Below are 14,412 nucleotides of genomic sequence, written 5' to 3'. Positions count from 1 at the left end.
AAGAATGCGCGCCCTTCGAGCAGCATCTTGCCGAGATCGAAGCCTTCGCCTGAACCGGCGTCTTGCGTCGATCTGGATGTTTTGGCAGCGTTACTCATGTTGTGTGTCTCCTGGTATTGCTCTGGGTATTGCTTTAGGTATTGCTCTGATTCAGGCCACCACGGCTTCGCCCGAGGCGGCCATGATGTCGTCCTTGTCGGCGTCGGGGCCGAATTCCGCTGAAATCTTGCCGCGCCGCATCACGATGATGCGATGCGCCACACTCAGGCATTCGCCTACTTCGGATGTCGAATAAACCACGGCGAGCCCTTTTTTTGCGTTCTCCGCGAGCAGCCGGAACACTTCCGACTTCGCGCCGATATCGATCCCGCGACTGGGTTCATCGAGCAAAATGACTTTGGGGTTGGTCGCGAGCATCTTGCCGATCACGACCTTCTGCTGATTGCCGCCCGAAAGCGATTTGATCGATGCCCCCGCGCCCGCCGTCTTCACATGCACGTTGCGGATCGATTGCCCGACGAGTTCACGCTCAGCGGGCGGCGACATCAAAAGCCCTTTGACAAAGCTGCGAATGCTCGCAAGCGACATATTCGAGCCGACGCTCATAGTCGGCACGAGACCATCGCGCTGACGATCTTCGGGCACCAGCACCAGCCCACGTCCGATGCGTCCCGCGATGCTCAATCCCGCCATGTCCTCGCCTTCGAGCAGCACACGGCCGCCCGTTATCGGCAAACGCGTGCGTCCGGCAACGGCTTCGAGCAATTCGGTGCGTCCAGCGCCCATCAGCCCGTAAATGCAGACGATTTCTCCGGCACGCACTTCGAGCGACAGATGATCGACCACCGATGCACCCGATCCACCTTCGTCCGCAACGCTCACGTCCTCGATATGCAGCGCGACTTCACCGAACGCATAGCCTGTCGGCGGCGAGCCGAGATCGAAGTTCTCGCCGACCATATTGCGTACGATCCAGCCAAGGTCGATATCCTTGCGTTCAGCGGTCGCGGTGATACGTCCATCACGTAGCACAACGGCGTAATCCGTCACCTGCAACGCCTCTTCCAGATGATGCGAGATATAAACGATCGATACACCCCGGTTCGTCAGATCGCGGATCACCTTGAACAGCACTTCTACTTCGGATGCCGAAAGAGCTGACGTCGGTTCATCCATGATGAGAATGCGCGAATCCACCGACAGCGCCCGCGCAATTTCCACCACTTGCTGCTGACCGAGCCGCAGATCGCGGATCAGCGTCATCGGATCGACGTCTTCTTCGAGTTCTTCCATCAGCGCACGTGTTTGCCGCGCTTCTTCGGCAAAATTCACGCCGGTGCGCGTGCGAATCTCGCGTCCCATGAAGATGTTGTCGCGCACGGAGAGATTCGGCGCGAGGCTCAATTCCTGGTGAATGATCGAGATGCCGTGATCGCGCGCATCGCTCGATGAAGAGAACGTCACGCGCTCGCCGTCGAGTTCGATCTCGCCGGATGTCGGCTTCTCCACGCCCGAGAGAATCTTCATCAGCGTGGATTTGCCTGCGCCGTTCTCACCGAACAGCGTCGTCACCTTGCCGCGATGAATCTCGAAGTTCACGCCCTTCAACGCGTGCACGCCGCCGTACGATTTGACGATATCGCGTGCCGACAGCAGCACTTTGTCCTTCGCCGTGGTGTCGTTGTGCGTGCTCATTTCACGTCCAGTTTCACGGGAGTAATCAGCCAGCCGTTCGGATTGATCAACTGAAATACGCCGACGACAGAAACGGTCTTGCCCGTGAGTTTTGCCGTATCGACTTTGGCGAGCACTTCCTTCTTCATCTCCGTGTTGATCGCGTAACCGGCGTTCTGATAGTCGATCTGATTGATGAACTGGCCGAAGCTGATATCGCCGGTTGCATCGCGTAAATCGGTGCCGTTGATGGCCGGTCCCGTTTGCACGCGAATCAATAAGGAATCCGGAAGGCCCGGCACTTTTACTTCATACACGCCGGAGTCTTCCTTGCCCGCAACGCCCGTGAATTTCACTGACATCTCCGGACCCACGCCGCCACCCGCTATACCATATTGCTTGCCCGCCGCGTCCTGATCTTTGGCGATGGCCGCCGCCAGCGTGGCAGCATCGACAGCGCGCTTTTCGATTGCCGCCTGCGTCTTCGGAAACTGCTTCTTGCCGTAGGCTTCCGGCTCGAACACCTGCGTTTGCGTATCCGCGCCGGAGCCGATCTTGACGATCTTCGTGCTCATCGCCATAGCAATCAGCAGAATCAGCAACAGCACCACTTCGATCACCACGCGAACACTGCGGCTCGATTGTTTCTTGCCCGATGCGACCGCGCTCATTTGCACACCTCCATCGCGTTAATCTGTTTCATGTCTTGCTCCATTCGTTTGCGATCACATCGAGCACCATCGCAGCGGATGCCGCGCCGGGGTCCATATGTCCGAGGCTTCGTTCACCGAGACGCGCCGAGCGCCCCTTGCTCGCGATCATCGATTTCGTCGATTCAGCGCCTGCTTTAGCGGCTTCTGTGACGCGCGCCATCGTGTCGGACACCGAAAGTTTGTCCGTCATACCCTCTTCCGCTGCTTTCGATGCAGGCGACCACACATCCACCATCGTTTTCTCGCCGACTTCCGCTTTTCCACGCGAGCGGATGCCTTCCGCCATCGCAACAATCAGCGACGGCGCTTCATCCAAGGGCATCTCATTGCGCGCACCAGCGACCTTTGCGGCACGCATAAAAGCCGTCGCGTACAACGGTCCCGACGATGCACCGACCGCGTTCAAAAAGCCCTTCGCAGCAGCGTTCAACTGATCCGCGAACGTGGCTTCGGCGGGCAGCGCATCGACGGCTTTCGATGCAGCCGTAAAACCCTGCTCCATCGCGATACCGTGGTCCGCATCGCCGATCACGCCGTCCAAGCGGCACAGTTCATCGCGCGCGGCGGCGATCGTGCTTGCCAGCGCGCGGAACAATTGCGCGATATCGGCCGTGGTCAACGTATTCGTCATACGGGCCTCTGCTGCTGGAACATCGCGCAATCGCACGGATGATCGATCAGGCGCTCAAGCTCATCGTCCAGATGCATGACCGTGATCGATGCACCCGCCATTTCCAGCGACGTGCACAGCGGCCCGACCAGCGTCGTATGCACGACGATGCCCGCATCCTTCAAACGCTGCGCAACGCGTCGATTGAGAATGTAAAGCTCCATCAGCGGCGTCGATCCAAGCGAGTTCACGAGCACGGCGACACGGTCACCCTTCGCCGCGTTCATCTCGGCAAGAATCGCATCCATGATTTCGTCGGTGATGGCATCGGCGGTGCGCAATGGTTCGCGGCGCATGCCTGGCTCGCCATGAATGCCCATGCCGATTTCCATTTCACCGATAGCGATCTCGAAGTTCGGACGCCGCGTCTGCGGCAGCGAGCACGGCGCGAGCGCCACGCCCAGCGTGTAGGTGCGCGCATTCGCGTGACGCGCGATGCGTTCCACTTCGTCGAGCGGCATCATCAGATCGGCCGCTGCGCCCGCTGCCTTGAAGATGAACACGTTGCCCGCCACGCCGCGCCGTGTATCGCGCTTGTCGCCCGGCGCAGAAGCGATATCGTCAGTAGTCGGAACAGTGCGCGCTTCGACGCCTTCGAGTTCGAGCAACTCGGTGGCCATATCGAAGTTCATCACGTCGCCGGCGTAGTTGCCGTACATGAACAGCACGCCCGCGCCACCGTGCGCGGCAAGCGCTGCATCGACGGCCGGTTGCGGCGGCGGCGATGCGAACACGTTGCCGATTACCGCCGCATCCGCCAGCCCTTTACCGACGAAGCCTAAAAACGTAGGCTCGTGCCCCGATCCGCCGCCGATCACCAGCGCGACCTTGCCTTCACGCGGGCCATTGCGCGCGATGATCGCGCGCGGTGCGGCGTCGCTGCGCGTGAGCTTATCGCCGTGTGCGGCCATCACGCCTTCGAGCATTTCATCGACGGCGGCGTCGCCATGATTGATGAGCTTTTGCGTCAGTGTGTCGGACATCGTCGTCACCTCAGATGTGCAGGTCTTGCACGCCGCTGTCGAAATGCGGCGCCCAAAACGCGACTGATTCAGCAATCTGTTCGACCACTTGCCGATCGGTCGGCTCACGCTCCTTGAACGACAGTTCGAGGCAAATTTCGTTGTCGCGTCCGCCGCCCGCATGCAGCGCTTCGATCAGCGGCTCGGGCTGAATACGTCCGCGCGCGTTGTACTCCTTCGTAAATGGCCGATGCCCGCCCTTGTCCATCAACGACTGTTTGATATGGATGATCGGTGACACCTTCGGCACCGCGCGCGCCCATGCGTACGGATCGAAATCGTCGGGGTTCGGACTGGTTACATCGCCATGGTCGATGTCGGCCATCATCCACATCGGAATCGCCATGTCTGCGGCGCTGAGCTTGTCCTGAAGCGCCATGCACGCGGCGATGGTTTCGCCGAACTCGCGGCCGATCGACATCGGTTCCCAGAACACGTACTTCAGTCCCGCCGATTTCGCGTGTTCCGCGACTTCCGCCCAGCAATCGATGGCGGTTTGAATCAGCGCATCGCGACGTTTTGCATCGTCGAAATCCTTGTAGGTGAAGATGGCGAATTGCGTGCCAATCGAATCACCGCCCAGATCCGCCGTGATATCCGCGAACGTCTTGAACCAGTCGATGTAATAGCGCCGCACGTCCGCATCAGGATGACCGAAATGATTCAGGCGTCCATAAGGTCCGGTCATGCCCGACGTGATGCGCACACCGGTACGCGTCATCGCGGCGCGCATCTCGCGCGTGAGACGGCGCGTGACCGCTGCGGGCCACGACGGATTGATGAACTCGTGCGTCAATTGCACGTCGCGAATCTTCATGTCGTGCGCAATCGCATCGATCAGATCGGCGGGTTCCGCGTAGCGGTTCACCAGCGGATTCGTGTTGAGTGCAAGCGTGAAAGGCATTATGGTGTCCTTGCTTTATGCGGATTGCCTGACGAGGCTGCCGAGCCACGCCTCGAAGGCCGACTTCTGCGCCGCACTCATATGCAGGCCGTGTTTGGTGCGGCGCGTGAGCATGTCCTCAGCGGTCGCGGCCCATTCGTGTGCCATCAGATAACGCGCTTCCGCTTCGTAGAAATTGGGCCCGAATTGCTGGCCCAGACCTTCGAGCGATGTCGCGCCGTCGATCACGCTTGCCGTCAACGTGCCGTAGGTTTGCGTGTAATGACGCAGCAGCGGGCGCGGCAACCAGTCGTACTCGCTTTGCAGACGCGCGGTGAAACGCGCAACGTCAGCATTGTCGATATCGCCACCCGGCAGCGTGGCGGTCGCGGTCCAGTCGCCGCCCATCTTCGGGAAGGTGGCGTCGAGCTTTTGCAGCGCGTGCTCGGCCAACTTGCGGAACGTGGTGATCTTGCCGCCGAATACATTGAGCAAGGGCGCGCCGTTATCGTCGAGATCGAAGACATAATCGCGCGTGACGGCAGACGGATTGCCCTTGCCGTCGTCATACAGAGGACGCACGCCGGAGAAGGTCTGCAAAATGTCCTGCTTGCGCAACGGATGCTTGAAATAGCGGTTCACCACCGACAGCAGATAGTCGATCTCTTCGTTCGAAATCTGCACGGTTTCAGGCGCGCCGTTCCACGGCACGTCTGTTGTGCCGATCAGCGCCTTGTCGCCTTCGTAGGCGTTGATAAAGATCACGCGCTTGTCGTGGTTCTGGACCAAGTACGAATGCGGACCGTCCCAGAACTTGGGCGTCACGAGATGGCTGCCCTTCACGAGCCGCACCTTGCGCGTCGAGGTCGCGCCCGCCTTGCCAATCACGTCCGATACCCACGGCCCCGCTGCATTAATCAGCGCACGCGCTTTAACCACGCGTGTCGAGCCATCGCGCGTATCGCGCAATTCCACGCGCCACACGCCGCCCTCGCGTTTCGCCGATACACACGCGGTACGCGTCAGCACTTCCGCGCCACGCTGGGCGGCATCGAGCGCGTTGAGCACAACGAGTCGCGCATCGTCCACCCAGCAATCCGAATATTCGAAGCCACGCCGATACTCGTCCTTGATCGGCGCGCCTTCCGGCACGCGCCGCAAATCGAGTGAACGCGTACCCGGCAATTTTTTCCGGCCTCCTAAATGATCATATAAAAAGAGACCGGTGCGGACCAGCCATGCAGGACGATCGCCCGGACTGTGCGGCAGCACGAAACGCAAAGGCCAGATAATGTGCGGTGCAGCATTCAGCAATACTTCACGTTCGATCAACGCCTCACGAACCAGCCTGAATTCGTAATACTCCAGATAGCGCAATCCGCCGTGCACCAGCTTGCCGGAACGCGACGACGTACCCTGCGCCAGATCGTCCTTCTCGCACAGAATCACCGACAGCCCGCGACCCGCTGCATCGCGCGCGATACCTGCGCCGTTGATGCCGCCGCCGACGATACACAGGTCCACCATGTCCTTCTCGCTCATTTCAGTGTTCCGTGTTAGTTGAGGGCCGAGGCGACCGCATCGGGCCGATGCCGCGATTTGAGCAGCCGCGCGGTTTCATCCCATGTCGGCACCAGCGCCTGTCGTGCCTGCCGATACGCCGGGAAAAGCCGCGCATAAAGTTGGATCAATTCGGAATCCTGCGTTTCGACCGGACCGAGAAGCGGCGTGACCCATTCGGCAATACACGCGTTCATGTTCGGATAGACGCCGAGCGCGACCGCCGCCATCATCGCCGCGCCTGCCGCGCCTGCTTCGTCGCGGGCGGAAATGCGCGTCGGTGCGCCAACGACCGCGCCGAGCACCGCACGCAAGGCGCGCGAACGCGTCGCGCCGCCGGTGAGACGCAGTTCATCGGGCATCGGCAGGCCCATGGAGGTATAGCAATCGCGCGCGGCCATGCCGAGTCCTTCGACCACCGCGCGGAACAGGTCCGGATAGCGGCTTTCGCTCGTCAATCCGATGAAATCCGCGCGCGCGTTGGGATCGACGAATGGGCCGCGCTCGCCGGCATCGGAAATATAGGGGTGATAGAGCAGCGCACCGGGACGCCCCGATTGCAGCCATCCGTCGATGCAGGTCATGCGATCCGCGTGCGACAGACTGGTGCCGAACTGCTTGAGCAGATCGGTGGCGAGATTGAGCACCCAATCCACGTTCAACGATGCAGCCATATTCGATTGCACCTGCGCCGACATGCCCGGCAACGGCAGCGCGATTACATAGCCCGTGCCTTCCGCGTTCAGATGCACGTCTTCGTTGCGCATCGCGCGCATATGCATGCCCGTGGAACCAACGATAGAACAACTCGCGTTCGCCGCGCCTTCCGTATGAATACCCGCGCCGAGCGCCGTCAGCACGATATCGACGAAACCGAGGCACACGGGCGTGCCTTCGAGCAAACCCGTCGCTGCCGCAGCTTCTGCGGACAACGGATGCGTGGTCTGCGTGCCATCGACGATTTCAGGCAGCAGCTTGCGATGCGCGCTCAAGCCCAGCGCATCGATCACGGTATCGTCATAGCGGCGCGTGCGGAAATTGCCGAACGTGAAGCTCGCCTCCGACGGGTCGGTGGCGCGCACGCCGGTGAGATTCAGATACAGCCAGTCCTTGCAATGCAGCGCGACTTCGGCGCGGCTCAGCACGTCGGGCATGGTCGCGGCCATATGCGCGATTTGCGCGCCCTGACTGCATGCAGCGAGACCCGTGCCGGTGGCTTCGAAACGCGCCCAGCTCGATGCGCCTTCCTGCAAGCGTCGAACCGTGCTCGCGGCGCGTGCATCGAGCCAGAGCCATGCATCGCTTGCGGGGCGATTGTCCGCGCCGACCAGCCACGTGCCATCGCCCTGACCGGTGACGGCGAGTGCGCGCGTGCGCTGCGCCAGACCGTCGATTTTCGCGCCGAGATCGCGCAGCGTTCGCGCGCAATCGGCCCACGTCTGATCGAGCGATTGCGTTGCTGCGCCGTCTGCGCTCGTGGTGTAGCGGTTCGGCGCGGAAGCGACGGCAATCTGCTTGCCGCGCAGATCGAAGGCGACGGCCTTGATGACCGACGTGCCGGCATCGATACCAATCAGCAGATCGCGCGCATCGTCGTTCATTACGCCGTCTCCGATGCAATGGGTTCTTCATTGAGCGCCAGCGCCGATACTTCATCGGTGATCAGCCCGCTCAACAAGCCACTTTTGAGCACCGCGCGAATCGCTGAAATCTTCGATTCGCCGCCCGCAATACCAACGATTCGGCGTCCTTTCAAATCCACAAGATCGGGCGCAACGGTTCGTGCTGCCAACGATGTTTCGACGGACTCGCCATCGGCATTGAAAAAATGCCCGAGCACTTCGCCCTGCCCGCCCATTTCGTGTACTTCGTCGATCTCCGCCGGTTCGATCATCTGCGATGCAACCAACTGTGCATCAGCATTCACCGAGCCAATACCGACGAGCATCAAATCCGCATGCGCAGCGAGTTCGAACACTTCACGCGCGCCACGCTGCGACAACAGCACTTCGCGATCTTCAGCGGTATTGGCGAAGAATGGCAGCGGCATCACATAGGACACCGCACTGGTTTGTTCGGCCAGCCGATGAATCACGTCGTACGGATTGGCCGTGTACTTGCGCGTCACGCCGCCGAGCAGCGAAACGAAGCGCACTGTCCCTGCGTCCATACGCGGAATATTCGCGACGGCCGCAGCAAGCGTGCGCCCATGTCCAATGCCGATCACGCCATCCTGAAGCGCCAGAATCTCCCGCTGCAAGAACTGCGAACCGGCAAAACCCAGCGCGCGCAACGGCAATTCGCCTTCATTCAGATCCGGCACGACCTCGCAATAATTCAGACCATAGCGCTTCGCCAAGCCTGCTTCGAGCACCGCGCATTCCGCCACATCACCGTCGATGGTGAACTTCACCGCGCCGCTCTGATTGGCGCGCATGATGAGCCGATGTGCCTTCAGGCTCGTCACGCCCAAACGGGAAGCGACGTCGGCCTGCGTCTGTCCGGCGACGTAATGCAGCCACGCCGCGCGGATCGCCAGACTGTCTTCGGCATCGCGCCTGTCGGCGGATTTCGTCATCTCATCTCCATGATCACCCTCGATACGCCGAAAGATGATATTTTTTTAGCGTGCTGAAATTTTTTTCAGTTTTAGCCACGATAGGCAGTCCGACAGTCGATTGCCATCCGCGCTAACCCTAGCTCGGCGTTCGCAGCAAAAAAGACCGGTTACGGTGCCGCGGAGCAGTAAAAAAGAACGGAGACATGCGATGGAGACGTATCTGCTGGGCATCGACAGCGGCTCGACCGCGACCAAAGCCGTGATATTCGATTCATCCGGGCGCACGGTCGCCATCGGCAGCCGACGCGTGGCGCAACGACAGCCACGAGCGCGTCATGTCGAACGCGATATGCGCGAAACGTGGGACGCCGCATGCGGCGCCATCCGCGATGCGCTGAGCCAGCTTCCCGATGTCACGATTGCAGCAATCGGCGTGACCGGCCACGGCGACGGCCTGTATCTGACCGATTGCGCGGGCGAGCCGCTCGGCGCCGGCATCCTCTCGCTCGACAGCCGCGCGTTCGATGTGCTCGAACATTGGCGCGACGAAGGCGTGATGGATCGCGCGCTTGCGTTGACGGGGCAACGTCCTTACGCATACGCCGCCGTAAGTCTGCTGAAGTGGATCCAACTCAACGATCCCAATCGCTTTGCGAACATCGGTCATGTGTTGTTCTGCAAGGACTGGTTGCGCGTCTGTCTCACCGGCACCTTCGCCACCGATCCAACCGAAGCCAGTTCCTCTTTCACCAATGTCCACACGCAGACCTATAGCGACGATGTGCTCGCGCTCTACGGTCTGACATCGATCCGGTATGCGTTGCCGGATATCGTGCCGTCGGCGGCGCAGGCGGGACGCATCAGCGCGCAGGCTGCCGCGCAAACGGGGCTGAAGGAAGGCACGCCCGTCGCGTGCGGTCTGCACGATGTCACCTCGGGCGCGGTTGGCATGGGCATCATCGAGACGGGCGTGCTTGCCGTGACGGCGGGCACGTTCAGCATCAACGAAACGCTTTCCGATCAGCCTCGACTCGACGCACGCTGGTCGTGCCGTCACGGCACGCGTCCTGGTCAATGGATGAACATGTCGATTTCGCCTGCGTCATCGAGCAATGTCGATTGGGCACTGCGCGAGCTGTTTCAGCACGAAACGCACGAAGCCACGCGGCGCGGCTGCTCGCTGTTCGATCTGATCGGTGACGAATTTCAGGCGGCATTCGATGAGCCGAGTTCGGTCATGTTCCATCCGTTTCTGTTCGGCTCGCCGTTCGAACAGCCTGCGAGCGCGTCGTTCTTCGGCGTGCGTTCGTGGCATCGGCGTGCGCATCTGGCGCGGGCCGTGCTCGAAGGCATGGTGTTCAATCATCGTCTGCATATCGAAGCATTGACGAGCGCGTTTCCGGCGCAGCGTGCGGGACTGACCGGCGGCGGATCGTCCAGTCCGATGCTGGCGCAATTGTTCGCCGACGTGCTTGGTATCGATATCGACATTCCAGAGAGTCAGGAAGCCAGCGCGCTTGGAGCGGCATTATGCGCAGGCGTGAGCGTGGGCACATTTGCTTCGTTATCCGATGCAGTCAGTCAAGCGTGCCGCGTACAACGCACGCACACGCCGAACACGGATGCACATGCGCGGCTCGATCATGCCTACCGGCTGTGGTCGCAACTCGCCGTAGCGATTCAACCCTTGTGGCCGGCGCTGGATCGCCTGGCGAGCGGAGAACAACAATGACCGAACAGCGTCGTGATGAATTTCTGAACCGTATCGCGCAGGACGGCAAAATCAGCGTGCTGATTATCGGCGGCGGCATCAACGGCGCGGGCCTGTTCCGCGATCTGTCGATGCAAGGCGTGGACTGCCTGCTGATCGACAAAACCGACTTCGCTGCCGGCGCGAGCGCAGCGCCCTCGCGCTTGATTCACGGCGGCATCAAGTATCTGGAAACCGGCGAATTCCGCCTCGTTGCCGAATCTACACTGGAGCGCAATCTGCTGCTGAAAAACGCGCCGCATTTCGTGCAGCCGCTCGAAACCGTATTGCCGATTCACTCATGGTTCGGAGGACTGATCGCCTCCGCGCGGCGCTTCTTCGGCATGAAAGCGAAGCTCGCCGATCGCGGCATCGTGATTTCGAAAATCGGCCTGGCGATGTACGACTTTCTCGGGCGGCACGACCGCACCATGCCACGCCACCGTTTCGCGCTCCGGCGACGCTCGCTCGATTCGCTGCCGCTGCTCGATCCATCGATCAAGGCGACCGCCACGTACTACGATGCGAAAGTGACGCACGCCGAACGCCTGAATTACGAACTCGTCGCCGATGGCCTCGCTGCGTGCGAGCGCTCCGCTGCGCTCAATTACGTGAGCGTGGAACGTGCGGAAGACGGCCGCGTATCGCTGCGTGACGAGGTGAATCAATCACGCTTTGCCGTGACGCCTGAGTTGATCGTGAACGCGGGCGGCGCGTGGATCGATAGCGTGAATGCGGCGCTCGGCATCGAACGGAAATATATCGGCGGGGCGAAGGGTTCGCATCTGATCGTCGATCATCCCGAGCTTCATGCGCAATTGCAAGATCGTATGGTCTACTACGGTTCGAAGGACGGACGCATTTCGCTGGTGTATCCGTTCATGGGGCGGCTGCTGATCGGCTCGACGGATATCCGCGTGAGCGACCCCGATCATGTGCGCTGCGAAGACGATGAAGTCACCTATATGCTCGGCGTGCTGCGCGATGTGTTTCCGCGTGTGGCGCTGCGGCCTGCGGATATCGTGTTCCGATACAGCGGCGTGCGCCCGCTGCCCTACGCCGACACCGCCGATCCAGGCGATGTCAGCCGCGATCACGTCATGCACGTCGATCATCTGCCTGGCGCTCAAACGCCGGTATTCTCGCTGGTCGGCGGCAAGTGGACGACGTTTCGCGGCTTCGCCGAATCCGCCGCCGACGCCGCCCTCGCCCGCCTCGGACGCTCACGCACGCGCAGCACGCGTCACGAAGCCATCGGCGGCGGACGCGATTTCCCGGGCGATGCCAACACACGCGCCGCATGGCTCGGGGATATGACGAAGCGCTTCGGGGTATCGGCGGCGCGCGCGGAAAGCCTGCTCGCGCGCTACGGCACAAACGCGCGCGATGTCGCTGCCCACTGCGCGGACGATGCGGACCATGCGTTAGCTAATCAGCCATCCTACACATTTCGCGAGATCGACTATCTCTGCACCCACGATATGGTCACGCGCCTCGCTGATCTCGTGTTTCGACGCACGACTATCGCGATTTCCGGACAGTTGAGCGATGCCTTGCTGCTCGAACTCGCGTCGATCGCCGCGTCCGCGCTGCGTTGGGATGCGGCGCGATTGCAGCAAGAGATCGACGCGACGCGCGCGGCTGCGCGAACGCATCATGGGATTGCATTGGAGGCTCGCGAGCAGGTGAATGATTAGCCGCGCGAGATCGCGGCGTCAATCACTCGCTTCCGCCTGAAGTCTTTCCAGATCGGCGTGCGCCTCATCGACCTTGCGCTGTTGACTGGCTATTTTCTTCGCGCTCTTGCCTTCCGCCTTCGCTTCACGCAAGTCTTTCTCGCGCTCGTCGAGTTTGGCTTGCGCTTGCGCGACCTTCTTCTGAGCGTCGCTGCGCAGCCCTGCGTCCGTGCAGTTCGCGTTCAGCCTGGCGAGCGCCGTTTCGAGACCTTCGACACGCTGTGCGTGTCCGTGCGCCTGAGCGTAAGCAATCTCATGCTCGATCGACTGGCGCTTCGCGTCGCAACGATTCGTCTGAGCCGACGCTACTGAAGGAAGCACAGCGACGGCCAGCAATAATGCCTGCGCAAACAGTTTCATGCCCAGCCTCCGTACATTTTATATGTCGATGTTTAATTCGGATGCCTTATATTACTCCGACTTCGGCGTGCGGTTTTGCATCGGCCGAATCCGCTGCGTCATGCGGGTAAACCCCGCTGTCCGGCGTCGTATCCATAACCAAATGTATGGGATCAGCCTCAGGATTTATTGGGCGATGCGCGGGTTTTGTCCCGCTACGCTGTGTTGCTGAGCGTGTCCTTAGAGCGCTCATCATCGATACACAGAGGAGAACGCGACGATGACCTTCAAGAGAACGTTTCAGACCGTGGAGACGCACGCAGGCGAGCCGATGCGCGTCATCACGGGCGGCGTGCCGCATATTCCGGGCAACACCGTGTACGAACAAATGAAGTGGCTCGAAAAGAACGACGATCAGATTCGCATGCTGATGCTGCGCGAGCCGCGCGGCTATCCGCCGGTCTGCTGCAATCTTGTCGTACCTGCGAAACATCCCGATGCCGTTGCCGGTTACATCATCATGGAGCAGACGGAATATCCGGTGATGAGCGGCGGCAATACCATTTCCGTGGCGACTGCGCTGCTGGAAACCGGCATGATTCCGATGCGCGAGCCGGTGTCTGAGTTCTTTCTGGAAGCGCCTGCCGGACTGATCGGCATCAAAGCGGATTGCAAGGACGGCAAGGTAACGCAGGTCACATTCAGGAACGTGCCCGCCTTCGCCGCTTATCTCGATGCCGTGATCGATGTGCCGCATCTCGGCAAGGTAACGGTCGATGTGGGCTGGGGCGGCATGTTCTACGTCATCGCCGATGTCCGACAGTTCGCACACCTGAAGTTGACGCCCGAACACGGACGCGAGATCACGCGCGTGTCTGCGCTGATTCTGAAGGCGGCGCAAGATCAGCTTCCGGTCGCGCATCCGGATTATCCGGGCATCGGCATTACGGTTTCTCAACTGTCGGGGCCGACCGACAACCCGAATGCGGACTGGCGCAACACGGTCACAGTGCAGAATGCGCCCATCGACTTCGACAATCCCGCGACCTGGACCGGCGCGCTTGATCGCTGCGCGTGTGGCACCGGCACGTGCGCGAAGATGGCGACGCTGCATGCCAAAGGTCAGTTGAAACTTGATCAGCCGTTCCGCCATGAAGGGATGCTCGGCGTGGTTTATACGGGGCATCTGGTGGAAGAAACACGGATCGGCGATCGCACTGCGGTGGTGCCGACCATCTCCGGCCGTTCGTGGATCTACGGCTTCAACACCTATGTCCTCGATCCAACCGATCCGTTTCCGAACGGCTTCACCGTCGGCGATATCTGGTGATCGCAACTCTCGCTGAGCACGGAGAGTTGCCGGCGCGCCGAATCCATCTGTCACGGCCTCGCTCAGGCTTGGTTAGAATCTATTTTCGATCCCTTATCCGTCCGTGACAGGAGGCGAGCGTGCCTGGATTACTTCCCGATGTCGATCACGAGGGACTCCTCGAATATTCGGTCGT

The 14,412-nt window shown here is 60.8% G+C and carries 12 protein-coding genes; 3 read left to right on the top strand and 9 right to left on the bottom strand.

The annotated features are described in order from the left end of the window. Positions 1-150: 150 nt before the first annotated feature. The 8 genes from P7F28_RS28585 to P7F28_RS28550 are packed head-to-tail and all read right to left on the bottom strand — an operon-like array spanning position 151 to position 9,100. The gene (locus tag P7F28_RS28585) at positions 151-1,695 is read right to left on the bottom strand and encodes a sugar ABC transporter ATP-binding protein (RefSeq protein WP_277188219.1); all 1,545 of its coding nucleotides are present in this window, start codon (positions 1,693-1,695) and stop codon (positions 151-153) included. After that, positions 1,692-2,345 (bottom strand): DUF2291 domain-containing protein, encoded by a 654-nt coding sequence (locus P7F28_RS28580; RefSeq protein ID WP_277188218.1) that lies wholly within the window; start codon positions 2,343-2,345, stop codon positions 1,692-1,694. The genes P7F28_RS28585 and P7F28_RS28580 overlap by 4 nt, the downstream gene beginning before the upstream one ends. Positions 2,346-2,373: 28 nt before the next feature. Beyond that, positions 2,374-3,018, bottom strand: coding sequence for a dihydroxyacetone kinase subunit DhaL (dhaL, locus tag P7F28_RS28575; protein WP_277188217.1), 645 nt, complete (start codon positions 3,016-3,018; stop codon positions 2,374-2,376). Continuing rightward, a complete protein-coding gene (locus tag P7F28_RS28570) occupies positions 3,015-4,040 on the bottom strand; it encodes a dihydroxyacetone kinase subunit DhaK (protein ID WP_277188216.1) in 1,026 nt (341 codons plus the stop codon). The genes dhaL and P7F28_RS28570 overlap by 4 nt, the downstream gene beginning before the upstream one ends. Positions 4,041-4,050: 10 nt before the next feature. Next, positions 4,051-4,983: a sugar phosphate isomerase/epimerase gene (locus tag P7F28_RS28565; protein ID WP_277188215.1), complete on the bottom strand. Its 933-nt coding sequence runs from the start codon at positions 4,981-4,983 to the stop codon at positions 4,051-4,053. 15 nt (positions 4,984-4,998) lie between these two features. Beyond that, a complete protein-coding gene (locus P7F28_RS28560) occupies positions 4,999-6,504 on the bottom strand; it encodes a glycerol-3-phosphate dehydrogenase (RefSeq protein ID WP_277188214.1) in 1,506 nt (501 codons plus the stop codon). 14 nt (positions 6,505-6,518) lie between these two features. Then, positions 6,519-8,123 (bottom strand): FGGY-family carbohydrate kinase, encoded by a 1,605-nt coding sequence (locus P7F28_RS28555; protein ID WP_277188213.1) that lies wholly within the window; start codon positions 8,121-8,123, stop codon positions 6,519-6,521. After that, positions 8,123-9,100, bottom strand: coding sequence for a sugar-binding transcriptional regulator (locus tag P7F28_RS28550; RefSeq protein WP_277188212.1), 978 nt, complete (start codon positions 9,098-9,100; stop codon positions 8,123-8,125). Before P7F28_RS28550 ends, P7F28_RS28555 begins: the two co-directional genes overlap by 1 nt. Before the next feature lie 190 nt (positions 9,101-9,290). Between P7F28_RS28550 and P7F28_RS28545 the strand changes: the two genes are divergently transcribed. Then, entirely contained in the window at positions 9,291-10,814 is a 1,524-nt protein-coding gene (locus P7F28_RS28545; RefSeq protein ID WP_277188211.1) for an FGGY-family carbohydrate kinase, read from the top strand. Further along, positions 10,811-12,529 (top strand): glycerol-3-phosphate dehydrogenase/oxidase, encoded by a 1,719-nt coding sequence (locus tag P7F28_RS28540; RefSeq protein ID WP_277188210.1) that lies wholly within the window; start codon positions 10,811-10,813, stop codon positions 12,527-12,529. Before P7F28_RS28545 ends, P7F28_RS28540 begins: the two co-directional genes overlap by 4 nt. 18 nt (positions 12,530-12,547) lie before the next feature. On the opposite strand, the gene P7F28_RS28535 is transcribed toward P7F28_RS28540, so the two are convergent. After that, positions 12,548-12,928 carry a DUF1090 domain-containing protein gene (locus tag P7F28_RS28535; RefSeq protein WP_277188209.1) on the bottom strand — a complete coding sequence of 127 codons (381 nt, stop codon included), beginning with the start codon at positions 12,926-12,928 and terminating at the stop codon, positions 12,548-12,550. Between the two features lie 259 nt (positions 12,929-13,187). Here P7F28_RS28535 and P7F28_RS28530 point away from each other — a divergent pair, with 259 nt between their 5' ends. Beyond that, on the top strand, positions 13,188-14,237 hold the full coding sequence (locus P7F28_RS28530; RefSeq protein ID WP_277188208.1) for a proline racemase family protein: 1,050 nt from the start codon (positions 13,188-13,190) through the stop codon (positions 14,235-14,237). The last annotated feature ends 175 nt before the right edge of the window (positions 14,238-14,412 follow it).

It is taken from the genome of Caballeronia sp. BR00000012568055, assembly GCF_029439455.1.
In the GTDB taxonomy this organism is placed as follows: domain Bacteria; phylum Pseudomonadota; class Gammaproteobacteria; order Burkholderiales; family Burkholderiaceae; genus Caballeronia.
This window is presented reverse-complemented; position numbering and strand designations above follow the sequence as displayed.